The 24,949-nt window shown below is 67.1% G+C and carries 26 protein-coding genes and 1 pseudogene; 16 read left to right on the top strand and 11 right to left on the bottom strand.

Annotated elements, in window-relative coordinates:
• Positions 1–239: 239 nt before the first annotated feature.
• Positions 240–449 carry a hypothetical protein gene (locus Q7V15_RS10630; protein ID WP_304755536.1) on the top strand — a complete coding sequence of 70 codons (210 nt, stop codon included), beginning with the start codon at positions 240–242 and terminating at the stop codon, positions 447–449.
• Positions 450–473: 24 nt separating this feature from the next.
• Here the strand turns inward: Q7V15_RS10630 and Q7V15_RS10635 are convergent, their stop codons facing one another.
• Positions 474–758, bottom strand: a complete 285-nt coding sequence (locus Q7V15_RS10635) for a hypothetical protein (RefSeq protein ID WP_304755537.1) — start codon at positions 756–758, stop codon at positions 474–476.
• Between the two features lie 190 nt (positions 759–948).
• On the opposite strand from Q7V15_RS10635, the gene Q7V15_RS10640 reads away from it, so the two are divergent.
• From Q7V15_RS10640 to purU, 3 genes are read left to right on the top strand one after another with little or no spacing between them, the layout of a single operon-like run.
• The gene (locus Q7V15_RS10640; protein ID WP_304755538.1) at positions 949–1,455 is read left to right on the top strand and encodes a cytochrome c; all 507 of its coding nucleotides are present in this window, start codon (positions 949–951) and stop codon (positions 1,453–1,455) included.
• A gap of 2 nt (positions 1,456–1,457) precedes the next feature.
• The gene (locus Q7V15_RS10645; RefSeq protein WP_304755539.1) at positions 1,458–2,114 is read left to right on the top strand and encodes a cytochrome b/b6 domain-containing protein; all 657 of its coding nucleotides are present in this window, start codon (positions 1,458–1,460) and stop codon (positions 2,112–2,114) included.
• Positions 2,115–2,125: 11 nt separating this feature from the next.
• The gene (gene purU, locus Q7V15_RS10650) at positions 2,126–2,968 is read left to right on the top strand and encodes a formyltetrahydrofolate deformylase (RefSeq protein WP_304755540.1); all 843 of its coding nucleotides are present in this window, start codon (positions 2,126–2,128) and stop codon (positions 2,966–2,968) included.
• A gap of 64 nt (positions 2,969–3,032) precedes the next feature.
• On the opposite strand, the gene Q7V15_RS10655 is transcribed toward purU, so the two are convergent.
• Complete coding sequence (locus Q7V15_RS10655) at positions 3,033–4,190, bottom strand: acyl-CoA dehydrogenase family protein (RefSeq protein WP_304755541.1); 1,158 nt, start codon at positions 4,188–4,190, stop codon at positions 3,033–3,035.
• A 174-nt stretch (positions 4,191–4,364) separates the two neighbouring features.
• Here Q7V15_RS10655 and Q7V15_RS10660 point away from each other — a divergent pair, with 174 nt between their 5' ends.
• Entirely contained in the window at positions 4,365–5,210 is an 846-nt protein-coding gene (locus Q7V15_RS10660) for an ion transporter (protein ID WP_304755542.1), read from the top strand.
• Between the two features lie 82 nt (positions 5,211–5,292).
• Positions 5,293–7,374: an ATP-binding protein gene (locus Q7V15_RS10665; RefSeq protein ID WP_304755543.1), complete on the top strand. Its 2,082-nt coding sequence runs from the start codon at positions 5,293–5,295 to the stop codon at positions 7,372–7,374.
• A gap of 13 nt (positions 7,375–7,387) precedes the next feature.
• Here Q7V15_RS10665 and Q7V15_RS10670 read toward each other — a convergent pair whose 3' ends face one another.
• Complete coding sequence (locus Q7V15_RS10670) at positions 7,388–7,729, bottom strand: chorismate mutase (protein ID WP_304755544.1); 342 nt, start codon at positions 7,727–7,729, stop codon at positions 7,388–7,390.
• A 36-nt stretch (positions 7,730–7,765) separates the two neighbouring features.
• On the bottom strand, positions 7,766–8,734 hold the full coding sequence (gene gcvA / locus Q7V15_RS10675; protein WP_304755545.1) for a transcriptional regulator GcvA: 969 nt from the start codon (positions 8,732–8,734) through the stop codon (positions 7,766–7,768).
• Between the two features lie 172 nt (positions 8,735–8,906).
• On the opposite strand from gcvA, the gene cobA reads away from it, so the two are divergent.
• Genes cobA through Q7V15_RS10705 form a run of 6 tightly spaced genes read left to right on the top strand, consistent with a single transcriptional unit; the run spans position 8,907 to position 13,866 of the window.
• A complete protein-coding gene (gene cobA / locus Q7V15_RS10680) occupies positions 8,907–9,752 on the top strand; it encodes a uroporphyrinogen-III C-methyltransferase (protein ID WP_370689803.1) in 846 nt (281 codons plus the stop codon).
• Position 9,753: 1 nt separating this feature from the next.
• The gene (locus tag Q7V15_RS10685; protein ID WP_304755546.1) at positions 9,754–10,113 is read left to right on the top strand and encodes a DUF2849 domain-containing protein; all 360 of its coding nucleotides are present in this window, start codon (positions 9,754–9,756) and stop codon (positions 10,111–10,113) included.
• 12 nt (positions 10,114–10,125) lie between these two features.
• Positions 10,126–11,781 carry a nitrite/sulfite reductase gene (locus Q7V15_RS10690; protein WP_304755547.1) on the top strand — a complete coding sequence of 552 codons (1,656 nt, stop codon included), beginning with the start codon at positions 10,126–10,128 and terminating at the stop codon, positions 11,779–11,781.
• Positions 11,765–12,271: a DUF934 domain-containing protein gene (locus tag Q7V15_RS10695; RefSeq protein WP_304755548.1), complete on the top strand. Its 507-nt coding sequence runs from the start codon at positions 11,765–11,767 to the stop codon at positions 12,269–12,271. The genes Q7V15_RS10690 and Q7V15_RS10695 overlap by 17 nt, the downstream gene beginning before the upstream one ends.
• A 2-nt stretch (positions 12,272–12,273) precedes the next feature.
• On the top strand, positions 12,274–13,026 hold the full coding sequence (locus tag Q7V15_RS10700) for a phosphoadenylyl-sulfate reductase (protein WP_304755549.1): 753 nt from the start codon (positions 12,274–12,276) through the stop codon (positions 13,024–13,026).
• A 27-nt stretch (positions 13,027–13,053) separates the two neighbouring features.
• Positions 13,054–13,866, top strand: a complete 813-nt coding sequence (locus tag Q7V15_RS10705) for a ferredoxin--NADP reductase (RefSeq protein ID WP_304755550.1) — start codon at positions 13,054–13,056, stop codon at positions 13,864–13,866.
• Positions 13,867–13,884: 18 nt separating this feature from the next.
• Here the strand turns inward: Q7V15_RS10705 and Q7V15_RS10710 are convergent, their stop codons facing one another.
• Positions 13,885–14,367, bottom strand: coding sequence for a 3D domain-containing protein (locus tag Q7V15_RS10710; RefSeq protein ID WP_304755551.1), 483 nt, complete (start codon positions 14,365–14,367; stop codon positions 13,885–13,887).
• Positions 14,368–14,533: 166 nt separating this feature from the next.
• Between Q7V15_RS10710 and Q7V15_RS10715 the strand changes: the two genes are divergently transcribed.
• The 4 genes from Q7V15_RS10715 to folD all read left to right on the top strand — a co-directional run bounded on the left by Q7V15_RS10715 (position 14,534) and on the right by folD (position 17,573).
• Positions 14,534–15,124 (top strand): glutathione S-transferase family protein, encoded by a 591-nt coding sequence (locus Q7V15_RS10715; RefSeq protein WP_304755552.1) that lies wholly within the window; start codon positions 14,534–14,536, stop codon positions 15,122–15,124.
• An 11-nt stretch (positions 15,125–15,135) separates the two neighbouring features.
• Positions 15,136–16,152, top strand: coding sequence for a S1/P1 Nuclease (locus Q7V15_RS10720; protein ID WP_304755553.1), 1,017 nt, complete (start codon positions 15,136–15,138; stop codon positions 16,150–16,152).
• On the top strand, positions 16,152–16,604 hold the full coding sequence (locus Q7V15_RS10725) for an NUDIX domain-containing protein (protein ID WP_304755554.1): 453 nt from the start codon (positions 16,152–16,154) through the stop codon (positions 16,602–16,604). Before Q7V15_RS10720 ends, Q7V15_RS10725 begins: the two co-directional genes overlap by 1 nt.
• A 75-nt stretch (positions 16,605–16,679) precedes the next feature.
• Positions 16,680–17,573 carry a bifunctional methylenetetrahydrofolate dehydrogenase/methenyltetrahydrofolate cyclohydrolase FolD gene (folD, locus tag Q7V15_RS10730; RefSeq protein WP_304755555.1) on the top strand — a complete coding sequence of 298 codons (894 nt, stop codon included), beginning with the start codon at positions 16,680–16,682 and terminating at the stop codon, positions 17,571–17,573.
• A 58-nt stretch (positions 17,574–17,631) separates the two neighbouring features.
• Here the strand turns inward: folD and Q7V15_RS10735 are convergent, their stop codons facing one another.
• The 6 genes and pseudogenes from Q7V15_RS10735 to Q7V15_RS10760 form a co-directional block, all read right to left on the bottom strand.
• A complete protein-coding gene (locus Q7V15_RS10735) occupies positions 17,632–18,693 on the bottom strand; it encodes an acetamidase/formamidase family protein (protein WP_304755556.1) in 1,062 nt (353 codons plus the stop codon).
• A gap of 36 nt (positions 18,694–18,729) precedes the next feature.
• On the bottom strand, positions 18,730–21,882 hold the full coding sequence (locus Q7V15_RS10740) for a TonB-dependent receptor (protein WP_304755557.1): 3,153 nt from the start codon (positions 21,880–21,882) through the stop codon (positions 18,730–18,732).
• 147 nt (positions 21,883–22,029) lie between these two features.
• Positions 22,030–22,983: a FecR domain-containing protein gene (locus Q7V15_RS10745; RefSeq protein WP_304755558.1), complete on the bottom strand. Its 954-nt coding sequence runs from the start codon at positions 22,981–22,983 to the stop codon at positions 22,030–22,032.
• Positions 22,949–23,536 (bottom strand): RNA polymerase sigma factor, encoded by a 588-nt coding sequence (locus Q7V15_RS10750; protein WP_304755559.1) that lies wholly within the window; start codon positions 23,534–23,536, stop codon positions 22,949–22,951. The genes Q7V15_RS10745 and Q7V15_RS10750 overlap by 35 nt, the downstream gene beginning before the upstream one ends.
• 291 nt (positions 23,537–23,827) lie before the next feature.
• Positions 23,828–24,454 (bottom strand): ABC-type transport auxiliary lipoprotein family protein, encoded by a 627-nt coding sequence (locus Q7V15_RS10755; protein ID WP_304755560.1) that lies wholly within the window; start codon positions 24,452–24,454, stop codon positions 23,828–23,830.
• Positions 24,451–24,949, bottom strand: a pseudogene (locus Q7V15_RS10760) (MCE family protein); the annotation flags it as partial. The gene Q7V15_RS10755 and the pseudogene Q7V15_RS10760, both read right to left, overlap by 4 nt.

Here is a 24,949-nt window from a genome sequence, read left to right on the forward strand (position 1 = left end):
GAGGAGTCCAGTCGTCGTACTAAAGTGCGCAGCGGTGGATTTTAGGCGAGCCAAAACGATATTCGATAGCTGAAATTCGCACAGAAACCCGAAGTTTGCAAGAAATTTTTCACAAAACCCCAGACTTGCGATGAAATTACCTATAGACTGTTAAGACACGTTACACGTCTGGCTTGTCGGCTCTCATTGCGTTTGTCGCCCTGTAGAAGGCCAAGGCCGGACTTTTGCAGGAGCATGGCATGCGCGAAATTCGGGATCGTATGGTTTTCACCGTGGCCCGCCATGACGGCTACTGGGCCGTTGAGCAAGACGGCGCCTTCTCTGATCACAGCCTGGACAAGGAAGAAGCCAAGGCGGCCGCCAACAAGCGCGCCCGCGCCGCTCAGGACAAGGGCCAGCCCTGTCTGGTGCGGGTGAGCGGAGAGCACGGCTTCTTCGCCGCGGCCTGACCCCCGAACGCTGGCCGCAGCCCGTCAGGGCGGCGGCGGCATTTCGCTGACTGCCGGCTGGGAACCTGGGCTGCTGTAGGCTTCAGAGGGCGCGCCGCCGGGTTCGCCATAGGCTGGCGTCTGCCCCGCCGGCCCGCCGCTCAGGGTCCCGTCAGGCGGTGAGTTGAGGGCGCCGGCCTCATTGTCGATCAAGCCCTGTTCCGATGACATGGTGGCGGGATCGCCCTGGCCGCAGGCGGCCAACAGCAGTCCGGCGCCTGCGAGCGCTGCGACAAGGCTTGGGCGGGCGACTTTTTCGGTCTTCATCATGGGTGGGTCCTCCTGGTGACGCCAAGCCAATGCGCGGCCCATTGTGAAGGTTCCAGGTGCGGTGTTCCGCAGCATGCTGAACCCGCCCCATGCAGGGTGGTCGCGGTAGGCGAGCGAGGCGCCTTAACCCTTGCGGGAGACGGGCCTGGCTGGAATGGTGACGCTGCCGTCCGTCTTAGGAGCTTGCGCCATGTTCCCTCGTTTGCGTCCCGCCCGTTTCGATCGGGCTCGGTCAGGAGTCATTGGGGCGGCCCTGGCCCTCGTCCTGGCGGGTTGCGGCGATCAAGCTAGCCCTGAAGCGAACGCCCCGCCGCCACCGCCGGCGGTGGCTGAGCGTCAGGAGGGCTTCAAGGCTCTGGGGGCGGCCTTCAAGATCATCAATGACCAGCTCAGGACCGGCAGCCCAGATATGGCCGCCATCGCGCCCGCCGCCGATCGGATGAGTGAGTTGGCCCAGCAGATTCCCGGCTGGTTTCCCGCCGGAACAGGTCCAGATGACGGGGTGAGGACCGACGCCCTGGCGACCGTCTGGAGCGACCCAGACGGATTCGCCGCAGCTCACACCCGTCTGGTGGCCGCCACTGGCCGCCTGCAGGAACTGGCCACGGCGGGCGACGTCGAGGCGCTGCGCGAGCATGTGAGGGGGGTCGGCGCCAGCTGCGGCGGCTGTCACGACAACTTCCGGGTCAAGCAGTAGCCATGACTGGCCAGGGACCCCGCGTCCGGGTCTGGGACCTGCCCACCCGCCTTGTTCACTGGGCCCTGGTGGTTCTGGTGGTGGTGGCCTGGCTGACCGGCGGCGAGCAGATGAACATTCACCGCTACGCGGGCTATGGCATCCTGGGCCTGGTCATCTTCCGTCTCTATTGGGGCGTGGCGGGCGGGTCCACGGCGCGGTTCTCGCAGTTCGTGAAGGGACCTGGCGCGGTGCTCGCCTATGTGCGGGGCTGGCGCGGGGCGCCGGCGAGCTTTGGCCACAACCCCCTTGGCGCGCTCAGCGTGCTGCTGCTCGTGGTGCTGCTGATCTCGCAGGTGGGCCTTGGCCTGTTCGCCATCGACATCAACGGCATGGAGTCAGGCCCCTTTGCGCGGTTTGTCGACTTCGAGACGGGCCGCCAGGCGTCCGACTTGCATGAGCTGAACTTCCGGCTGTTGCAGGCCGCCGTGGCGTTGCATCTGGTGGCCATCGCCGCCTATGCGGTGTTCAAGCGCCGCAACCTGGTGAGGCCCATGGTGACCGGCCAGGACGCGACCCCCGGCCTGGAGGGCGAGCTGCGTCCGGCGCCCCTGTGGCGCCTTGCGGTGGGCGTGGCGATCGCCGTCTTGGTGGTGGTGCTGATCGCCCGCGCAGGCTAGTCAGCCGCCTCATGATCCTGACCCTTTCCTGCGCCGACCGGCCCGGCATCGTCAGCCGGGTGGCCAGCTTCCTGTTCGACGGCGGCGGCAACATCATCGACGCCCAGCAGTTCGGCGACGTCGAGACTGGCCGCTTCTTCATGCGCGTGGTGTTCGAGGCTGGCGACACCTCGGCCGAAAACCTGCGCGACGCCTTCGCCCCCATCGGCGTCGAGTTCGGCATGAACTGGACCCTTCGCGACCCCAAGGTGCGGCGCAAGGTGATGATCCTGGCTTCTCAGGCCGATCACTGCCTGTCGGACCTGGTCTGGCGCTGGCGTCGCGGCGAGCTGCCCATGGAGATCTGCGCGGTGGTGTCGAACCACCCGGCCGACACCTATTCCAGCATCGACCTCAGCGGGCTGCCCTTCCACCATCTGCCCGTGAACCGGGACACCAAGCTGGAGCAGGAGGCTGCGGTCTGGTCGCTGGTCCAGTCCACCGGCGCCGAGCTGGTGGTGCTCGCCCGCTACATGCAGATCCTGTCCGACGGCCTGGCCGCCAAGCTGGAGGGGCGCTGCATCAACATCCACCACTCCTTCCTGCCGGGCTTCAAGGGTGCGCGGCCCTACCATCAGGCCCATGCCCGCGGCGTGAAGGTGATCGGGGCGACGGCCCACTATGTCACCGCCGATCTCGACGAAGGCCCGATCATCGAGCAGGACGTGGAGCGGATCAGCCACCGCGACACCCCCGCCGCCCTGATCCGCAAGGGCCGCGACATTGAGCGCCGGGTGCTGGCCCGGGCCGTCCGCTGGCACCTGGAGGACCGGGTGCTGCTGAACGGCGCCAAGACGGTGGTCTTCACCGACTGAGCGCGTTCCGATAAGTGGGAACCGGTTATCGGGAGGAAACGCGCTCAAGACTAAGAGGCCGTCCTCAGTAGGAGCGCGGCAGGCCCAGGACGTGTTCGGCCAGATAGGCCAGGATCAGGTTCGTCGAGATCGGCGCCACCTGATAGAGGCGGGTCTCGCGGAACTTGCGCTCCACGTCGTATTCCTCCGCGAAGCCGAAGCCCCCATGGGTCTGGACGCACATGTCGGCCGCCGCCCACGACGCTTCGGAGGCCAGCAACTTGGCCATGTTGGCCTCTTCACCGGCCGGATCGCCCGCCTCGTAGCGGGCGGCGGCCTCATAGGTCATCAGCTTGGCCGCCCGGACCTGGGCATAGGCCCGGGCGATGGGGAACTGGACCCCCTGGTTCTGGCCGATGGGCCGGCCAAAGACCACGCGGCTGCTGGCGTAGGCCCGCGCCTTGTCCACGAACCAGCGCCCGTCGCCGATACACTCGGCCGCGATCAGGATGCGCTCGGCGTTCATGCCGTCGAGAATATAGCGGAAGCCCTTGCCCTCTTCACCGATCAGGCATGAGGCGGGGATTTCCAGATCATCGAAGAAGAGCTCGGTGGTGGCGTGGTTGAACATGGTGCGGATCGGCTTGATCGTCAGGCCGCGCCCGACCGCCTCGCGCATGTCGATCAGAAAGACCGACAGGCCTTCGGTCTTCTTCGCGGTCTCCCCCCGCGGGGTGGTCCGGGCCAGGAGCACCATCAGGTCGGAATGCTCCGCTCGGCTGATCCACACCTTCTGGCCGTTGATGACGTAGGTGTCGCCCTTGCGCACCGCCTGGGTGGTGATGGCGGTGGTGTCGGTGCCGGCGCCGGGTTCGGTGACGCCGAAGGCCTGCAGCCGCACCTCGCCCGAGGCGATCTTGGGCAGCCATTGCGACTTCTGCGCCGCGCTGCCGTGCCGCAGCACCGTGCCCATGGTGTACATCTGGGCGTGGACGGCCGCGGCGTTGCAGCCGCTGGCGTGGATCTCCTCCAGGATCGCCGCGGCCGCCGACAGGCCCAGGCCGCTGCCGCCATAGGCCTCCGGGATCAACACACCCAGCAGGCCGGCCTCCGTCAGGGCCTGGACGAATTCGGTGGGATAGGTTCGCTCGCGATCGCGCGCCCGCCAGTATTCGCCGGGAAACCCAGCGCAGAGCCTGCGCACGGTTTCGAGGACGGCCTCATGTTCCTGCGCCGGGTTCATCACGATCTCCCATTGGCTGACCCGTCCAAGCCCTTAGATGAGGCGGGCGCGTCAGGAAACCGCGCCCCTACGTCAAGTCCGGCCAGGTCAGCCCCTTCGGGCGGCCAGCGCTGGCGCTTGGCGGCGGATTGCGGCAGATGGCGCGGAGAAACCCCATCCCATGGAGCCAACCCCTTGGACCAGCTTAAGGCGCTGATCACCTCGCCGCGCACAGAGAAGATCATCACCGCTCTGATCGTACTCAACGCGATCACACTTGGGCTGGAGACAAGCGCCTGGGCCATGGCCAACTTCGGACCGGTGCTGCTGGTGCTGGACCGGGCGATCCTGGCGGTCTTCGTCACTGAGATCATCGCCCGGATCGCCGTCCACCGGTTGGCCTTCTTCAAGGACCCCTGGAGCCTGTTCGACTTCGCCATTGTGACCATCGCCCTGGTTCCCGCCGCCGGCGCCTTCTCGGTGTTGCGTGCCCTGCGCATCCTGCGGGTGCTGCGGATGATCACCCTGGTGCCGTCTCTTCGCCGGGTGGTGGGCGCCCTGATCAGCGCCTTGCCGGGGATGGGCTCGATCATCCTCTTGATGACGCTGATCTTCTATGTGGCCTCGGTGATGGCCACCAAGCTGTTCGCCGCAAGCTTCCCGGAGTGGTTCGGCTCGATCCCGGCCTCGGCCTATTCCCTGTTCCAGATCATGACCCTGGAGAGCTGGTCCATGGGCATCGTGCGGCCGGTGATGGAGGTCTATCCCTACGCCTGGGCCTTCTTCGTTCCGTTCATTCTCTGCACCACCTTCACCATGCTGAACCTGTTCATCGGCATCGTCGTCAACGCCATGCAGAGCGAGCATGAGGAGGAGGCCAAGGCCGAACGCATGCAGATCGAGGAAGACCTGCGTCTGGCCAGCGTCGAGCGACAGCAAGCCCATGCCGAAGACGCCGCCGATCTTGCCGCCCTGCGTCAGGAGCTGGGCGCCCTGCGCCAGGAGATCGGCGCCTTGAGCCAGCGACTTTCCCCACCCTGAGGCCAGGAGACGGTTAGGCTTAAGCTTTGGTTGAGGCGCTCCGATCTAGGTTGCGGCTGGTCCGCCAGTTCGTCGTGACCCATTGCGTGGAGCGCCCGCCATCTCTCGTGGAAGCCGCCTGGCCCTGATCGCCGCCGTGCTTTGCGGCTGTTACGTCAGCAATCTCTGGCTGACCAATGTGCTGCGCGAGACCACGGGTGTCGGGACGCTCTGGACGGCGAACGCCTTCGTCATCGGCGCCATCCTGCTGCTGCCGGCCCGCTGGGCTCCGGCCTGCCTGGCGGTAGGCTTCATCCTCCAGGTCGCGGTCATTCTCGCCTTCGGCCACCCTCTCTATGGCGCGGTGGGCTACAGCCTGTTGAATGTGATCGAGGCTGTGGCGATCGTCTATCTGGCCCGGCGCCTGAATGCGGTTCGTCTGACGACGCCCGCGCGGTTCGCCGCCCTGATTTTCCTGGCGCTGGCGCCCGTCCTGGTGATCGCCGCCCTGCTGCTCGGCCTCGGCGCCCTGGTGATTGAAGGGGAGTTCCCCGCCGCCATGTTGATCAACCGGCTGGGGGCGAAATTCCTTGGAATGTCCCTGGTGCTGCCGGCCATTCTCCTGCTCAGCCAGGGCCGGCGCACCCGCCTTGTGTCTGAGCGGTCCCTGGAAATCACCCTTGGCTATGTGGCTGTGGCTGTGCTGGTGGCGCTGATCATCACGCCCGCCGCGCCGATCGCCTTGCTGGCCATGTTCCCGGTGATCACCATTCTCGGCCTGCGGACGGGGCCGCAAGCGGTCACCGTGGCCATGGCTGTGGCCTGCGTGGTGCTGCTGACCGTGGGCTTCCTCTGGGGGCGTACGCCCGTCCTGGCCGAGACGCAGACCCTCAATCAGCAGGTCACGATCTTCCAGGTCTATCTGGGCCTGGTGTTCGGCACCGGCATCGTCACCGCGCTGATGGCCATCCATCAACAGCGTCTGCGAGACCTGATCCTCCGGCGCTCCATCAGCCATCAGCGGGCGCGGGAGCGGGCCGAAGCGGCCTCGGTGGCCAAGACCGACTTCCTGGCGACCATGAGCCACGAGATTCGCACACCGCTGAACTCGATCATCGGCTTCGCCCAGGTGCTGGAGCGCGACCGGGAGATGCGAGCCGACAGCCGCCGACAGATCGACCTGATCCGCCGTTCCGGCATCGCCCTGCTGACGGTCGTCAACGACATCCTCGACTTTTCCAAGGTCGAGGCGGGCCGGATCGAGCTGGACCCCAAGCCCGTCGATCTGACCGCTGTCTGTCAGGACGCCTTGGCCATTGTCACCGAGGCCGCCGAAGGCAAGGGGCTGGCCTTGACCATGGTGGTGGTGGGCGAGACCGTCGCCGCCCATGTCTGCGATGACCACCGCCTATGCCAGGTGCTGCTGAACTATCTGAACAATGCGGTGAAGTTCACCGATGCGGGCGAGGTGACCCTGACCCTCACGGTGACCCCCGAGGGCGACCGGGACCGGGTGCGCATCTCGGTCGCCGACACTGGGGTCGGCATTGCGCCGGCGGCGGCGGCGCGGCTGTTCCAGCGGTTCAGCCAGGTGGACTCCTCAGTGAGCCGCACCCACGGGGGCAGCGGGCTCGGACTGGCGATCTGCAAGGGGCTCATCGAGGCCATGGGCGGTCAGGTGGGCGTGGAGTCTGCGCCGGGCGCCGGTTCGACCTTCTGGCTGGAGCTGGCCCTCGAGCGTAGTCACGACCTCGCCCCGGTGACCGCCGATACGGGCGAGGGGCAGGCCCTCGCCGCCCATGTGCTGCTGGTGGACGATCATCCCATGAACCGGGAGCTCGGTGTTCTGATGCTGCAGATTCTGGGCTGCACCGCCGATGTGGCCTGCGATGGCCGCGAGGCCATTGAGGCCGCGAAGTCCGGCGCCTATGACGCCATCCTGATGGATGTGCATATGCCCGTGGTGGACGGCCTCGCCGCCACCCGCGCCATTCGCGCCCTGGAAGGCCATATCGGTCGGGTGCCGATCATCGCCATGAGCGCAGATGTGCTCCCCGAACAGATCACCCGCATGCGCGAAGCCGGCATGGTCGACAGCGTCGGCAAGCCGGTGAAGATCGAGGATCTGCACGCCTGTCTCGCCCGCTGGACCTGCGCCGCCGCCGGCGAGGCCGCCGCCGCCTGAGGCTGGCCGAGAGTCAGGGGAGGGGCTGGCCCTCCGCCGTCCGGTTCCTGTCCCAGGAGCCGAACTCATAGGCGATGCAGCGGTCAATCAGGACCCGCCACACGGGTTCGGCGATGGCTTCGGATAGCCCGGCCTCCCGGGCTGCGGCGCGGACCTTGGCCACAACATCCTCGATGCGGGCTTCGTCGCGCACCACGCCACGGTGGGGCTTGATGCGCGCCGCGGCGTCCATGAAGCCCTGGCGTTCGGCCAGCAGCTGGACCAGGGCGCGGTCGAGGGCGTCCACCCCCTGACGGACCTCAGCCATGGTCGTGCAGTCGGCAGGCGCCTTGTGGTCGTCGATCTCAATCAGCATTCCGCACTCAGATGTATGGCGCGCCGGCGCCTGTGTTCAGATGCCGGCCCCGTTGTCGATGGCTCGCAGGGCGGCCTCATGGGCCTGGGCTTCGGCCGTGATCCAGGCGACGAACGCCTTGACCTGCGGCAGCCGGCCCTTGGCCTTGGGATGGACGAGGTAATAGGCGAAGTCCACCGCTGTGGCGATCTGTAAGGGCGCCACCAGCCGTCCGGCCTCAAGGTCGGCGATGGCCAGGGTGCGCTTGGCCAGCGCCACGCCGCGGCCATTGGCGGCGGCCTCGATCACCAGGCTCGACTGATTGAACCGAGGTCCCCGGGAGCCATCCACGTTCTTCAAGCCCCGGGCCGCCAGCCACATGGCCCAGTCGGGACAGGAGGCGTCCAGCTCCGCAGAGCCGTCATGCAGCAGGATGTGATTGACCAGGTCGGCCGGATCGTTCAGCGGCGTCCGGGCCAGAAGGTCCGGGCTGGCCACGGCCAGAACTGTCTCGCTCATCAGCGGCGTCACCTCCAGGCCGGGATACCGTCCTGAGCCATAGCGGATAGCGATATCCACCTCGCCGGCGGTGAGATCGACCAGCTCCATGCCGGCTGAGAGCCAGACATCGACCTGAGGGTGGGCCTCTTCGAACTTGCCGAGCCGCGGCACCAGCCACTTGGCGGCGAAGGAGGGGGCCGCGGTGATGCTCAGCCGACGCCCGTCCACCGCCGCGGTCAGCAGGGAGGCGGCTTCGGCGAGGCGGTCAAAGGCCTCGCGCAGGGCGGGCAGGGCGGTCTGGGCGGCGTCGGTCAGCAGCAGGCCCTTGGGCGTGCGCTTGAAGAGGGCCGCGCCCACATAGTCCTCAAGGTTCTGAATTTGCTGGCTGACCGCGCCGGGCGTCACCGACAGCTCCTCGGCGGCGCGGCTGAAATTCAGATGTCGGGCCGCCGCCTCGAAGGCCCGCAGGGCGTTGAGCGGCGGCAACCGGCGGCGATCGCCGGTGCGTTCGGCCTGTCGTTCCATGAGTTTTCCTGAACCCCCGGGCAGAACTCCTTGGGTTGCGAAGTGGGGTGGTTTTCCCCAGTTTGCAAGCATCCGGCGATGTATCGGCCCTTTCGTCGGCGGATATTCGGCGGGACGAGCCTCGGTTCGTCCCGCCGAGCTTCGGGCCACAGGTGTTAGAGAAGCTAAAACCATGACGTCCACTGATCGCGGCAACAGGCGCGCCGGCGGCCTCGTCCTCCTGGACGGGGCGGCCACCCGTGCGGCCGGGACGGTCTGGCTGGTCGGGGCGGGTCCCGGCGATCCCGAACTCCTGACCATCAAGGCGCTGAAGGCGCTGCAGGGCGCCCAGGTGGTGGTGCATGACGGCCTGGTGTCGGACGAGATTCTGCAGTTGGCCCCGGCGGCGGCCCAGCGCATCAGCGTGGCCAAGCGCAAGTCCCGGCACGCCTATGCCCAGGATGAGATCAACCGGATGCTGGTGGCCTTCGCCCTGCAGGGCTTGAGGGTCGTGCGGTTGAAGGGCGGCGATCCGTTTATCTTCGGCCGTGGCGGCGAGGAGCTGGAAGCCTGCCGCGAGGCAGGCGTCGAGTGCGTCATCGTGCCCGGCGTCACCGCGGCCCTGGCGGCCGGCGCCAGCGCCGGCGCCCCCCTGACCCATCGGGGCCTCGCCCAGGCGGTGACCTTCGTCACCGGCCACGCGGCCCGGGATGGCGAGCCGGACCTGGACTGGCAGAGCCTGGCCCGTCCCAACCAGACGGTGGTCATCTATATGGGCGTCTCAACCGCGTCCGGAATCGCCCGCAGGCTGACACAGGCCGGCCGTAACCCCGCCACCCCGGCGCTTATTGTCGAGAACGCCAGCCGGGCCGACGAGCGCCGCATCGTCACAAGCCTGGCCGGCCTCGCCGAAGCAGCGGCGGCCCTGAAGGGGCCAGCCCTGCTGATCGTCGGCGAAGCCATGGCCCTGGCCGCGGCCGGCGAGCCTGGCCAGTTGACACAGATTGAAGCTCGCGCCGCCGAGCTGGGAGGCAAGTGAGATGAAGGCCCTGACCGCCAATCGCCTGACCGATGGCGATGTCGTCTTCTGGAAGGCCGGCCAATGGGTCGAGCGCTTCGGGGACGCTGAGCTCTTTGACGACGCAGAGGCCGCCGAGACCGCGGAGGGGCAGGCCAAGTCGCAGCCCACCGTGGTGATCGATCCCTATCTGATCGACCTGATGGAATCCGACGGCCTGTGGGCGCCGCTCAGCTATCGCGAGCGCATCCGGGCCCTGGGTCCGACCAATCATCCGACCCACGGCAAGCAGGCCGAGGGGGGCGAGATGATTGAGGCGCTGATGCACGCCGATGGTGCCGCCCGCTCCAGCGGCCGCGTCAACCTGATCAAGCGTAAGTAAAGGAGGCGCGGGATGTACCAGTACGACACTGTCGACAAGGAATTCGTCGCCGACCGTTCCCGCGAGTTCCGCGAGCAGGTGGGCCGCCGCCTGTCGGGCGAACTGAGCGAAGACCAGTTCAAGATGCTTCGCTTGATGAACGGCCTCTATCTGCAACTGCACGCCTATATGCTGCGGATCGCCATTCCCTATGGGTCGCTGAATTCCCGCCAGATGCGCCGGCTGGCTCATATCGGCCGGGTCTATGACCGGGGCTATGGCCACTTCACCACCCGCCAGAACCTGCAGTTCCACTGGATCAAGCTGCGGGATGCGCCCGACATCCTCGACCAGCTGGCCGAGGTGGACATGCACGCCATCCAGACCAGCGGCAACTGCATCCGCAATGTGACCTCCGACCCCTATGCCGGCGCCACGGCCGAGGAGCTGGACGATCCGCGGGTCTGGTCCGAAGCGATCCGCCAGTGGTCGAGCCTGCACCCGGAATTCTCCTTCCTGCCGCGCAAGTTCAAGATCGCCATCACCGCCTCGGCCAAGGATCGCACGGCCGCCAAGGTCCACGATATTGGCCTGATGATCCGTCGCGGCCGCGACGGCCAGCTGGGCTTTGAGGTGATCGTCGGCGGCGGCCTGGGCCGGACCCCCTATGTGGGCCCGACCATCACCGAATTCCTGCCGGCCAACCGGCTGTTCTCCTACCTGGAGGCGATCCTGCGGGTCTATAACCGCCACGGCCGCCGGGACAATATCTACAAGGCCCGGATCAAGATCCTGGTCGCGGCCCTGGGCGCCGAGGAGTTCGCCCGTCAGGTGGCCGAGGAATGGGCCAAGATCGGTCCTGAAGGCGACCTGCCCGACACCGAGCTCGCCCGGATCCGCGGCGCCTTTGCGGGAACCGCCTTCGAACCGCTGCCGGCGGTCTCGCAGGCCTTTGAGACCGCCAAGGCCTCGGACCCCAGCCTCGCGCGCTTCGCCCGCAACAATCTGCGCGCCCACAAGAAGCCCGGCTACGCCATCGTCGAGGTCTCCCTGAAGACCATCGGCGAGACCCCCGGCGACGCCACCTCGGACCAGATGGACGTGATCGCCGACCTGGCCGAACGCTACGGCCAGGACGATATCCGGGTGACTCACGAGCAGAACCTGGTCCTGCCCCATATCCGGCTCGATGACGTGCCGGAGGTCTTCGCCCAGTTGAAGGCCGCGGGCCTCGCCAGCGCCAATGTGAACCTGATCTCCGACATCATCGCCTGCCCGGGGCTGGACTACTGCGCGCTGGCCAACGCCCGGGCCATCCCCGTGGCCCAGCAGATCGCCCAGACCTTCGCCGACCCTGATCGGGCCGAGTCGATCGGCGAGCTGAAGATCAAGATCAGCGGCTGCATCAACGCCTGCGGCCACCACCATGTGGGCCACATCGGCATCCTGGGGGTCGATAAGAAGGGTGAGGAATTCTACCAGCTCACCCTGGGCGGCTCCGGCGCCGAGGATGCTGCGGTGGGCAAGATGCTCGGCCCGGCCCTGCCTTACGACAAGGTGGCCAGCGCCATTGACACCTTGGTCGAGGTCTATCTGCGCGAACGCCGCGATGGCGAGCGCTTCCTCGACACCTATCGCCGCACCGGCGTCGAACCCTTCAAGGAGGCCGTCTATGCCGACGCTCATTAGGCGACAGGACGACGATAAGTTCGTCCTGGCCGATGACCCCTTTACCGCGGTGGCCGATGATGAAGGCCTGCCGCAGGGCGATGTCATCATCTCCTTCACCCGCTTCCAGGCCGAGGGCGAGCGGTTGCTGGCCGAGGGCCGCGCCGTGGGCGTGCGCCTGGAGCCGGCCGAGGAGGTGGAGGCCCTGGCCTATGACCTGCCGCGGATCGCGGTGGTGGCGCTGGCCTTCCCCAAGTACCGGGACGGTCGAGCCTATACGGGGGCGCGGCTGCTGCGGGAACGGTTCGGCTATGCCGGCGAGATTCGCGCCGTGGGCGAGGTGTTACGTGAACAGGCCGGCTTCATGGTCCGCTGCGGCTTCGACGCCTTTGCGCCCGCTGATGGGGCCAGCCCCCAGGACTGGGCGCACGCCGTCCACCGCCATCGCCACGTCTATCAGCGGGCCGCCGACCTCCGGACGCCGGCCTTTGTGGAGCGCGACGGAGGGTGACCATGGCCTATGATCAGACCGACCGGCCTTCCGTCGCCGACCGACTCGACGCCGAACTGCGTCACGCTGAGCCGACCGCCATTATCGCCGCGGCCTATCGCGAATTTGGCGACAAGCTGGCGATGGTCTCTTCGTTCGGGGCGGAGTCGGCGGTGCTGCTGCATCTGGCGGCCCAGGTGAGCAAGGACATACCTGTCCTGTTTCTCGACACCGGCATGCTGTTTGGCCAGACCCTGGACTACCGCCGCAACCTGGCCAACCGCCTGGGCCTGACCGACGTGCGCGACCTGCGTCCGCACTATCAGGACCTGGCCGTATCGGACCCCCAGGCCAAGCTCTGGCAGACCGATGTCGATGGCTGCTGCCATATCCGCAAGGTCCTGCCGCTGGACCGGGCCCTGGCCGACTTCGACGCCTGGATCACCGGGCGCAAGCGCTTCCACGGGGGCGACCGCCTGGCTTTGCGCGTGGTCGAGGCGGCTGAGACCCAGACCAAGTTCAACCCCCTGGCCAACTGGGGCAAGGAAGACCTGGACGCCTATGTCCTGGCCCACGACCTGCCGCCCCATCCCCTGGTGGCGCAGGGATTTCCGTCCATCGGTTGCTGGCCTTGCACCTCGCCCGTCGAGGATGGTCAGGACGTGCGGGCCGGCCGCTGGCAGGGTTCGCAAAAGAGCGAATGCGGCATACATGTCGCCCGCGCGCCGGGTGTTTTGGTGAGTGGCGGCTCCGGCAATGTTGGCGGCGATATCTGATCGCCGGCTGAACAGAAAGACGAAGTAATGACAGACGTGACCGTGGCCGCTCCGGCGCCCAAGAAGGCCGGCGCCTTCCACCTGGAGACCGTGACCTGGGTCCAGCATTGGACCGACAGCCTGTTCTCGTTCCGCACCACCCGTGATCCGTCCCTGCGGTTTTCCAGCGGCCAGTTCGTGATGGTCGGCCTGGAAGTGGACGGCAAGCCCCTGCTGCGGGCCTACTCCATCGCCAGCCCCGCATGGCACGAGGAGCTGGAATTCTATTCCATCAAGGTGCCCGACGGCCCGCTGACCTCGCGCCTGCAGAAGATCCAGGTGGGCGACCAGGTGCTGATCGGCCGCAAGCCCACCGGCACCCTGGTGCTGGACGGCCTGAAGCCCGGCAAGCGGCTCTATATGCTGGGGACGGGCACCGGCCTGGCGCCCTGGCTGTCCCTCGCCCGCGATCCCGAGGTCTATGAGCGGTTCGACGATGTGATCGTCACGCACACGGTGCGCAATGTGGCCGACCTGAACTATCGCGAACTGTTCGAGGAAGACCTGGCCCAGGACGAGATCCTGTCCGAGGTGATCGGCGGCAAGCTGCGTTACTATCCCACCGTCACCCGTGAGCCCTTCAAGACCCAGGGGCGCATCACCAATCTGATCGCCTCGGGCAAGCTGTTCGAAGACCTGGGCGTGCCGCCGCTCGATCCCGCCGTGGATCGGCTGATGCTGTGCGGCGGTCCTTCGGTGCTGGCGGACCTCAAGACCATGCTCATCGAGCGCGGCTTCGAGGAAGGCTCGATCGCCAAGCCGGGCGACTTCGTGCTGGAAAAGGCCTTCGTCGAGACCTGAGGGCCTTGGCCCCTTGGCCTATTTGGCCGGGGGGCAGCCCTTGAACTCACCAACCTTGGTGACCGTCAGCTCGGACAGATTCAGGGGCATCATCGGCTTCATGGACGACCGCCCATGGCCGGTGAAGAGGTCGATCTTCTCGCCCTTGATCGCGCCGCCGACGTCAGAGGCGTACCAGTAGCCGTCGTGGGCGCCGCCGTCGGGCAGGGGGAGGCCGACGGTCTCCTTGATGAACAGCACGGTGCGGCGGGGGATCAGGTTCTTGTCGATGGCCGCGGTGCGCATGGCCACCACCTTGCAGCCCAGGGAATCCAGCGCGCCCACGCCCGCGGCGCCGGCGTGATAGAGCGTCGCGCGCATCCGATAGGCTGGCGTGCCCGGCAGACCGCCGGTCATGGCGCCGACAATCAGATCGCCGATCGGGTCGCTGGTCGAGGCCTGGGCGCTGGAGGCCATGGCCAGAAGGGGTAGAGCCGCCAGGGCGGCGAGGCGGCGTCGCATGGCGGCGTCATCCTGCGTCGTTAAACTGGTAGGGGCGTGGGTAGCCGCCCTGGCGCGGGATCGCAAGCCGTTCAATTGAGGTCTTCTCGAGGCGCTACGAGTCTATCTGGCTTGGCGCCTGGCATTGCTCAGTTATCAACAGGCCGGTATCGACCTGGGGATTCATATGCGCCTGAAGATTTACGGGGACTCCATCTCGGGCAACTGCCTGAAGGTGAAGTGGACGGCGGAGCGGCTGGGTCTGGACTATGAGTGGATCGAGATCGACCTGCTGAAGGGCGAGACACAGACGCCGCAGTTTCGCGAGATCAATCCCGCGGGCCAGGTCCCGGTGGTCGTTCTGGCGGACGGGCGGCCGCTCGCCCAGTCCAACGCCATCATCCTCCATCTGGCTGAGGGCTCTGACCTGATCCCGAGCGACGCCTATGCCCGGGCCCGGATGCTCGAATGGATGTTCTGGGAGCAGTACAGTCACGAGCCCTATGTGGCGGTGGCGAGATTCCATGTGGTCTATCAGGGCCGGGCGGTGGCGGACCTCGATCCCAAGCTGGTGGCCAAGGGGGCGGGCGCCCTGCAACGGCTCGAGGATGGCCTGGAGGGCGCTCAATTCCTCGTGGGCGGTCAGCTCAGTCTCGCCGACGTCGCCCTGGTCGCCTATACCCGGCTGGCTGGCGAGGGCGGTTTCGACCTGGCGCGCTATCCGAAGGTCCAGGCCTGGATCGCGCGGGTGGAGGCGGCCCTGCCGATCAACGGCTAGGAGTTTCCGCGATGCGGATTGCGACGCTTCCCCTCGTCCTGGCGGCCCTCGCCGTCCTCTCGCCCAGCGCCGCCCTGGCCTGGGGCGGGCACGGTCACCGGATCATCGGGGTGGCGGCCATGGAGGCGCTGCCCGCTGAGGTCCCAGCCTTCCTGCGTGATCCGACGACCATCTCCCAGATCGGCGAACTGAGCCGCGAGCCCGACAGGTCCAAGGGCGCCGGCAAGATCCATGATTCCAACCGCGATCCCGCCCACTTCGTCGATATTGATGACGCCGGCCTCGTGATGGGCGGGCCGAAATTTGAAAAGCCGCTGACCCCGACCCGCGCCGACTACGAAGCCCAGCTGCAGGCGGCAGGGACCGACAGCTGGAAGGCCGGCTATCTCCAGTACTCGATTGTTGACCAGTATCAGCAGCTGACCCTGGATTTCGCCTATTGGCGGGTCCTGGTCGCCGCCGAGGCCCGCGAAAGCGACCCCGGCCGCCGGGCCTGGTACGCCGCTGACCGGGCCCTGCGCGAGGGCCTGCTGAAGATGACGATCGGCTCGCTCTCACACTATGTGGCTGACGCGTCCCAGCCATTGCACACCACGGTGCACTACAACGGCTGGAGCGCGGACTATCCAAATCCCCAGGGCTACACGACGGCCAAGATCCATGGGGTCTTTGAAGGGGAGTTCACCCGCGCGCATGTGACTCTGAGCGATCTGAAGGGCGCCATGGCGCCTCTGCGCCTTTGTGACTGCGCCATCGAAGACCGCACGGTCGACTACATCCTGGCCGGCTTCTCCCAGGTCGAGCCGTTCTACATTCTGGAAAAGGCTGGCGGTTTCGTCACCGGGGACCCCCGCGGGGTCGCCTTCGTCCTGACCCAGACCAGCGCCGGCGCTTCGGAGCTGCGCGACCTGGTGGTGGAAGCCTGGCGCGACAGCGCCGACTCCCAGGTGGGCTGGCGACCGGTCAAGGTCGCCGATGTCGAAGCCGGCCGGGTCGATCCCTTTGACGCCCTGTTCTCCATCGACTGATGGAGACGGTTCCGCAGTTTGGAAGCCCGCAGCCCGGTCGCGCCTATCCCGACCGGCCGGTGGCCTTTGGGGTCGGTGTGCGCGACGGCCTGGTGGCCCTGGTCCGGGTGGAGCCCGCCGACGGGCCGGTGCGGATCGACCTACCCGGCGGCGGCATCGATCCAGGGGAGACTCCCCAAGCGGCCCTGGCCCGCGAGTTTGTCGAGGAGACCGGCCTGGAGGTGGCGGCCCGCGCTCGGCTGACCCTGGCCGACCATTACTTCGTCAATGGCGCGGCCGAGGCCTTCAACACCCGCGGCGTCTTCTTCGCCGTCGACATCCTGGCCGAGCATCCGGACCGGAAGATCGAAGCTGATCACACCCTGTTCTGGCGTCCGCCCCAGGCGGCCCTGACCCTGCTCAGCCGCGAAAGCCACGCCTGGGCCCTGACCTGCTGGTTGAGGCGCGGCTGAACGGCGGAGGCCCCTGCGTTGCGCCCGCCGCCGCCACAAGCTAGTGGCAGGTCCAAGCATCCCTCAGGAGTCGCCATGCCCCAGGCCCAGATCATCGACGGCAAGGTCTATGCCGAGCGTGTCCGCGCCTCGGTGGCCCAGGAGGTCTCGACCCTTCGCCGGGACCACGACATCCAGCCAGGCCTGGCGGTGATCGTGGTCGGCGATGACGCCGCCAGCCAGGTCTATGTGAGGTCCAAGGGCGAGCAGTCCCTGGCCGTCGGCATGCACTCGGTCACCCACCGGCTGCCGGCCGATGCGCATATTGACGAACTTCTGCTGCTGATCGCCGGGCTCAACGAAGACCCCCGCATCCACGGCATACTGCTGCAACTGCCATTGCCGGGTCATCTGGACCAGCGCGCGGCCCTGGCGGCCATCAGCCCGGACAAGGACGTCGATGGCCTGCATGTGGTCAATGCCGGACGTCTGGCCAATGGCGAGCCGGCGCTGATCCCCTGCACGCCGCTGGGCTGCATGATCATGCTGCGCGAGACCTTGGGCGATCTGACGGGCAAGCATGCCGTCGTCGTCGGACGTTCTGTTCTGGTGGGCCGCCCGGTGGCGCAACTGCTGCTGCAGGCCGACTGCACCGTGACCATCGGCCACTCCCGCACCCTGGACCTGCCGGCGGTTTGTCGTCAGGCCGATATTCTGGTGGCCGCGGTGGGCCGGCCGCAAATGATCCGCGGCGATTGGATCAAGCCGGGGGCGGCGGTGATCGATGTTGGCATCAACCGCGTCCCCTTCGACAATCCGGAGAAGGCGGCCGCAGGCCGGACCAAGCTGGTGGGCGATGTGGCCTTCAAGGAGGCCCGTGAGGTCGCGGGCTGGATCACGCCAGTGCCCGGCGGCGTGGGCCTGATGACGGTGGCCTGCCTGCTGCAAAACACCCTCACCGCCGCCAGGCGCCAGAACGGCCTGGGCTAGGGGGCTCGGGTCAAATGGGCAAGGTGGGGGGCGACGCCTCAGCGCCGCCCCCACAACCCTATTCGCTCCAGTAGGGGATCGACCGGAGGAACAGCTTCTTGGGCACCGTGCCATAGATGATCAGCACGCCATCCACCGCCTCGGCGACCGCGAAGTCGACGGCGATGCTGGAGATCGAATAGGCGTCGGCCGTGGACAGGCCTGCATGGGACTGCAGGAAGGCCACAGTGTTCTCCACCGATTTCCGCAGGGCGTTGTCCAGGTCTTCGTCGAGGCCCATGACGTAGTAGTTTTCGGCATCCTCGGCGAAGGGGGCGGGCATGTCGGCGCCCTTGCCCTTGTGGACGATGAACTGGAGCGTGCCGGTCAGAGACGCCTCGATGGCGTTGCCCGACACCTCGCCGTCGCCCTGCGCCGCATGGGCGTCGCCTGTGTAAAACAGGGCGCCGGGATTGAAGACCGGCAGGTAGAGGGTGGAGCCCACCACCAGTCGCTTCAGGTCCATATTTCCGCCGAAGATACCAGGCGCGCGCGAGCCGACCTGACCAATCTCCGGCTCCGGGGCCACGGCCATGATCCCCAGGAACGGCCCCAGGGGAACCTCGATCTCGTCGGAGAAGAGCGCCACCTTCCGCTCCAGGTCGAACTTGAGGATCTTCTGAACCTGTTGGCTGAGCAGGCCAGGCACGACGCCGCCGGTGCCCGGGCTGTTGACGCCGTAGGGGACCCGGTGCTCGAGGTCGATGACCCGGATCTCCAGCATGTCGCCAGGCTCTGCGCCCTCAACATAGATGGGGCCCGTAAGGACGTGACCCCGCCAGCCCCCGCCGCTGCTGGCCGCGGCGATGTCCTTGACGTCCTGCAGCACCTCGTCGGCGGAGATGCCGGCCTGGGCGAAATAGGCCACAGGATCGTCGGTGAGACCCCCGTGGGAGACCGTGTCGATCCGCACGGTCTGTCCGGACGTGATCCGCAGAACCGGCGCCCGGGTGGCCGAGATCGATCCGCGCAGGACGGTTTCAGGGGTCGAACGAAGATAGGCGTCATGGGCCGCGGGCTGGGCCAGCGCCGGCGCCGAGAGGGCGGCGATGGCGGCGGCCAAAAGCAGAGGTCTGATCACGTTGGGATTTCCTTTTCCGATGGTGGGGGGCGACATCTAGAAGCTCATCCGCACGCCGGCCTTGAAGGCGCGGCCGACCAGGTCGTAGGGCGAGCCGCCAAGGCTGATCGCCACGATCGGCGGGTCCTTGTCGAACAGGTTGTCGATGTTGAGATAGGCCTGGATCTGCCGGCCAGGGCGGTCGACCACCTGGTAGCGCAGGCTGGTGTTCCAGTAGACCGCCTCGGGCCAGACGTTCTTGTTGACGCTGTTGGAGGCGGCCGGGTTGTAGGTCGGGTCTTCCGGTCCCACGAGATTGACGTTGTACTTGATGGTGCTGGTGTAGCGGACCATCAGGTTGGCGGTCAGACGGCCCAGATTGTAGGTCGCCTGGCCGTTCCACGACCAGGTCGGGATGGTGGCGCCGGCGTTGTCGGTGTCGCGAATCCCGGCGATGGTCCGCAGATCATCCACCCAGGTGCCGAGGGCCCGCAGGGTCAGGGCGCCCGGCAGGTCGAAGTTCTCCAGCGGGGCGCGGTAGGCCATCTCGATGTCCACCCCGTTGGTCTTCAGGGCGTTCAGGTTGAGCTGGGGGACGTTGACCCGGGCGACGCCGATGGGGCTGCTGGGATCAAGTTCGACGAACCGGGCATAGGACTGATCGCCGCCCACCAGCAGCCGATCAAGAATCTCTTGGACACCCAGGGTGGCGATGACGTCACGGATCTCGATGTCGTAGTAGTCGACCGAGGCGCGGAACCCGGAGGCCCACTCCCAGCTCGGCTGGAAGACCAGGCCGATGGTCGTGGTGTCGGCGGTTTCGGGAACCAGCTGATCGTTGCCCACCGTATTGCTCTTGGTGAAGCCTGAGCGGCCGGTGACCCGGTTCACCACATTGGGATTGCCTTCGGAGCCGGGATTGAAGAGCTCATTGATGTTGGGCGCGCGGATGTCCCGCGAGCGGGTGAAGCGCAGGCGCAGGGCGTCGACCGGCTCCCAAGTGGCTCCTACCTTCCAGGTGGTGACGGAGCCGGAGGTGGAATAGTTGGTCCGCCGCACGGCCCCATTCAGGTCGAGGGACTGGGCGAAGGGCAGGTCGCGCAGGATCGGCACGCCCCCTTCGAGATAGGCTTCCTTGACCTCGATCTCGCCGGTGTAGGTGGGGTAGTTCTGGTTCATCAGAGCCCCCCGCTTGCAGTCGGGGCAGCCGTTCACATCGGCGGTGTCTTTCCGCCACTCAAAGCCGGTCGCGACCGCGATGGGACCCGCGGGCAGCTCGAACAGCTCGCCCGACAGGTTGGCCAGCACGGTGTACTGGCGCAGGTCGTTCTTCTGCTGGGAGGCGGAGTTGAAATAGGCGTTCGCCGCCTTGTTCGCCTCCACATGGGCGCCGAAGATGTTGTAGGGCACGCAGCCGGGCGAGAGGTTGGCGATCCACTTGGCCCGCTCCTCCGGACGCTGGGCGTTGAAGTGCGGATTGGTCTCCACAGGTCCGCAGACTGGTTTGCCGTCAGGCCCGGTCACCACATAGGCGGCCTGGAAGAAGTCGGCGGTGCGGGGCGTCCCGCTGAGATTGGGATTGAAGGTCGCTCGCCCCAGGCCAAGGCCCACGTCCCACTTCCAATCGGTGAAGACCTTTCCGTCGAGCCCGAAGTCGGCCTGCAGGCTCTCGGTCCGGTTGCGCGAACGGATGGAGCCTACGTCGTCACGCCGGGTGGCGCTGTAGGGAATCCGGTCGACCCCGGCCGCCCGCATGGCGGTGACCACCGAGGCGGGCAGGAAGGGATTGGTGATCAGGACCGGATAGTTGTTGTAGTTGGGAATCCGCGCGCCGAAGGACTGCCCGTAGGTCAGGAGGTTGCCATAGTGCAGCTGGGCGAAGGCGTTGATGTCCGGGGTGATTTCGTACTCCACCCGGGCCAGGGCGGCGCTGCGGTCATAGGCTGGACGCAGACGCTGATCAGGATTTTCCCAGCTGTCGACGGTGCCGCCGATCATCTCGGTGTTCCCGATGATCGAGCCGTACTGGTACTGGTAGATGCCCCCGTCGGCGTTCCAGGCGGTGCCGCGTAGCGGTCCGGAGGGTACGAGGCCGTTGGAGTTGTAGGCCGAGGTGAAGACGTTGTTGGAAATGATGGTGGCGGGCAGGCCGGCGGGACGATTGGCCGGAAGGGACAGGACGCCAGGATAGCTTTCGCCCCACTTTCGGGAGTCCATCAGGCCTGTGCCGTTGTTCAGGGTGAAGTCACCGCCGATGATGAAGTGGCCGCGCCCGTCGGCGAACGAGGTCCCCCAGGCGCTGGACCCGTTGACCTCCACGTTGTCGCCCTCTTGCGACACCCCGTAGTGAAGATTGACGTCGAGGCCCTCAATCCGATTGCGCAGGATGAAGTTGACCACGCCGGCCACGGCGTCTGAACCATAGGCGGCCGAGGCGCCCCCGGTGACGATCTCCACGCGCTCAATCAGGCTGGTGGGGATCAGATTGGTGTCGAACAGGCCGGTCTGGCCGTCGGGGACATGACGCCGCCCGTTGAGCATCACCAGGGTCCGCTGTCCCCCCAGGCCACGCAGGTCGAGATTGGCCTTCGAAGCGTTCTGCGCCCCAGTGGAATTGACGCTCGGACCGCTTGAGCCGCGGAAACTTGGAATGTCACGCACGATCTCAAACACACTGCCCGCCGCGCGCTGCTCGATGTCGGCGGCGCCCACGGTCGTGACCGGGGTTGGCGCCTGGAAGCCGGTCACCTGCAAACGGGAGCCGGTGACCAGAACCTCGCCGACCTCGACCTCCATGGGCTGGGTGGGACGCTGAGCAGGGGCGACCTGCGCCAGTTGTATCGGCGCCGCTGGTCCCTGCCAGTTGGTGCGGATCAGCGGCGTGGCCGACGGACCGAGGGTGATGGTGCGCCCATCATCGGCGACAACCACCAGGTTGGTGCCGGCCAGCAAACCCTCCAGAGCCTGGCGGACCGGCAGATCCCCCTGAACGCTGCGAGTCTGCTTGTGCCGCACCTCATCGGCGGAGACCAGAATCTGTACGCCGGCCTGTCGGGCGAATTCGGCGATGCCCGATGAGGCGGGTTGGGCGGCGACCTGAAACGGTTGAACCTGCGCCCATACCGGCGCGGCGGTCATCATCGCCCCCACCGCGCAGGCGCTGAACAGCCGCCGGCGCCATGTCGTCATCATCTTGGAACTGGTGGTCATACTATCCCCCTTGGATCGAGCCGGCTCCATCCGGCGTCAGGGGGGAGGACGTCCTGCGTGCGGGCTTCCGGGGGTGGGCAGCCCAGTTCGATTAGGTTCGGGGGTATTCGCTCGAAAATTAATCAGCCGCCGCAGATGCGGGCGTGATCAGGGGCGCCGCAGGCGTAGCGTCCCACCGTCGCGGCGGGCTTCAGCCCCAAGCAGGGTCGTCACTGATCGTACGAAGGCTTCCGGATCGCCCGTGCGAAACAGCCCGACGAGCTGCTCCTGACCCAGTTCAGGATCCTCAACCACGATCTTCAGAGCATTGTAGCGATTGAACTCTGCGGCGGCCTCGGCCAGGGTTTCCCCATCCAGCACGACCTCGCCCTGGCGCCAGGCCAGGCTGCGGCGGATGGCGGCGGGGTCGGGGCGCACGGCGAGGGGACCTGCGTCCTCGGAAATCGACAGGCGGTGGCCGGCGGACACCTCGGCGCGGTCGTCACCATCGGCGACCCAGGCCTGAACGGCCCCGTCGGTGACCTGGAGGTCGGTGGATGTCGCCTGATGGCGAACGCTGAAGGCCGTGCCCAGGGCCTGAAAGCGCGCGGCGCCAGCCTTCACAAGGAACGGCCGCGCGGGATCCTTGGCCACATCAAACCACGCCTCCCCCCGGAGCAGGGCGACCTGGCGGCTGTTGGAGGTGACGCGGACCTTGAGGCTGCTCTCGGTGTTCATGACGATCTGGGTGCCATCGGCCATGGGCACGCGACGGATCTCTCCCAGTCCGGTGACGTGTTGTTCCTGTCCAGAACCGAGGAAGAAGACTGTTCCGCCAATCGCAGCCGCCGCTGTGGCGCCGCCCCAGGCCAGAAGGGCCCGGCGGGGCAGGGCGCCCGACTTGGCTTGAGGGGCTAGTTCGTTGGCCGGGAGGGCTCTGGCCCGGTCCAGGAGGCTAAGGGCGGCCTCTGCGCGCAGATAGGCGCCCACCCGACGTGGATCGGCGGCAAGCCAGGCGCTCAGTTCAGGATCAGCCGCCGGGTCCAGGCCACGCGCGTCGGCGCGGACAGCCCAGAGGGCCGCCTCGTCATCGATCTCTCTTGCGGCTTGAACCTTTGACATCAGACTGTGTGCGGCGAGCCGCCTCTTCCGTTCCGTCGTCTCCGGTGAGGGCGCTCAGGATGAGGCGCAATCCTCGCGCCGCCTGGGCCTCCACCACGTTCTCGGTTACGCCGAGCCGCCGGGCGATCTCTCGTTGGGACAATCCATCGACCCGCCGCATCATGAATATCGTTCTGCACCGCTCCGGCAAAGCCTGGATCACCGCCTGAACCCTGCGAAGTTCAAGGCGTCCAGCGACGACCCGTTCCGGTGAGGGCGCACTATCAAAGACGTCCGACAGGGCGAATTCCGTTGGCCGGGAGATGGAGATCACCCGAGCCTGACGCAGGCGATCTGTGATGACGCTGCGGATCGTCTGAAACAGGTAGGCTCGCCCGCTCTGGATATGGTCGACAGAGGCGAGGCCTGCGATCCGGCAGTAGGCGTCCTGGACGATGTCGTCGATCTCATCGCGGTTCCAGCCGGCGCGCCCGAGCCAACGGCGTACGTCCCCCTCATGGGGCAGGATTTGAGCTCCGACCCAGGCCACGAACTTCTCGCGAGGCTCGGCCATGGCGTGTCCTCCTGGGCCAAGCGGGGTGCGCAGACCGTCCCCTGACCGTTGGACTCGCCGTCGGCGGGATCAAGCCGGCAGAGCCGGCTGAGCCGCCGCAAAGGTCAAGCTGAGCGCAATGCGTCCAACTCTGGACCTGGGAACGCCGCGATTTGCACAGCCCGAAGGCTGGATCCCTCGCGCCTACGCCAGGGCCTGCTCCTTAAGGGTGCATAATGGCGTTCGCGCAATCTGGAGCGTAATCGCCCTTGGCGGGCGGTCGCGCTCCTGCATAGCGGAGTGACCCGGTTCTCAAGGGCGCGGCGCGCCGATGCGGTTGGACCAGTCCACCAGCTGCGTCAGGACCTCGCCCGTACCCGCGTCGAAGGCGGCCACGATCTGCCCGACCCGGTTGTCGGACGCCCGGACCTGAGCCTCGAAGATCTCCTCGGCGATCAGGGCCCGGTCGCCCCGGCTGACGAGGGTCGCCCGCAGGCGAACCACGATCACGGGCGCCGCGTTCGGGCCGCGATCATAGACCGCTTCGAACCGGCGCATATCCAGACGCATGACGCTGTCCGCCGTCCTCAACTCGCCGCGGGTGACCAGACGGGCAGGGCCGGTGTTGGCGTCAAAGGCGCGGGTGACGGCCTCCTCGAACAGGGCGCTGGCCGGCGCCACCCAGCGGGCGCTGGCGATATAGGCCACCTCATCGCCAGTGGTCGTCAGGATGCGGTCTCCGCCGGCCGCCCGGGCGAATCCGATCGTCGGCAGCACCAGACCAAAGGTCGGGCCGGCTGACGTCCCGCTGGCGACTGGGGCGATGGCGGCCTCCAGGCGATAGAGTTGTGACGGATCAGCGCTGGGCAACAGGGAGACGCACCCCGAGAGGCAAAGGGCGCCGGCCCCTAGGACCAGGGCTCGCAATCTGGCGATCATGGCTGGAGCTCCAGTTCCTTGGCCGGGGCCTTGCCGACCACGCCGCGGGGGTTGGCGCTGACCTCATTGGTCAGACGCGACAGGGATTCAGCGGCGTCTTGCAGGGTTTCGGCGGCCCGGGTGACCTGGGGCAGACCATAGGTCGCGAAGTCGGCGGTGGGTCCCTCGAGAGAGGCCAGCATCCTGCGCAGATCGGCCGCGGCGGCTTCGGTCTCGCTGGCCGCCTGGCTGAGGCTCGCCATGGCCGCCCGCCCGTCGGTATCGACAATGCCGCGGGTTGAGGCCGCCAAGGCCCGGGCCTCCTCGGCCGCCTCACCGATGTTCTGCAGGGCCACCTGGGCGTCAGCGATGATCGCCTTGCGCTCGCGCAGTTCTGAGGTGACCGCCTGGGCGTCGGAAATCGCCGCCCCGAGGGTCAGGATGTTCTCGTCAGACAACACCCGATTGACCCGGTCCAGGGCCTCGACGGTCCGCGACAGGACCGTTCCGCCGCCT

It is taken from the genome of Phenylobacterium sp. (assembly GCF_030651755.1).
Taxonomy (GTDB): domain Bacteria; phylum Pseudomonadota; class Alphaproteobacteria; order Caulobacterales; family Caulobacteraceae; genus Phenylobacterium.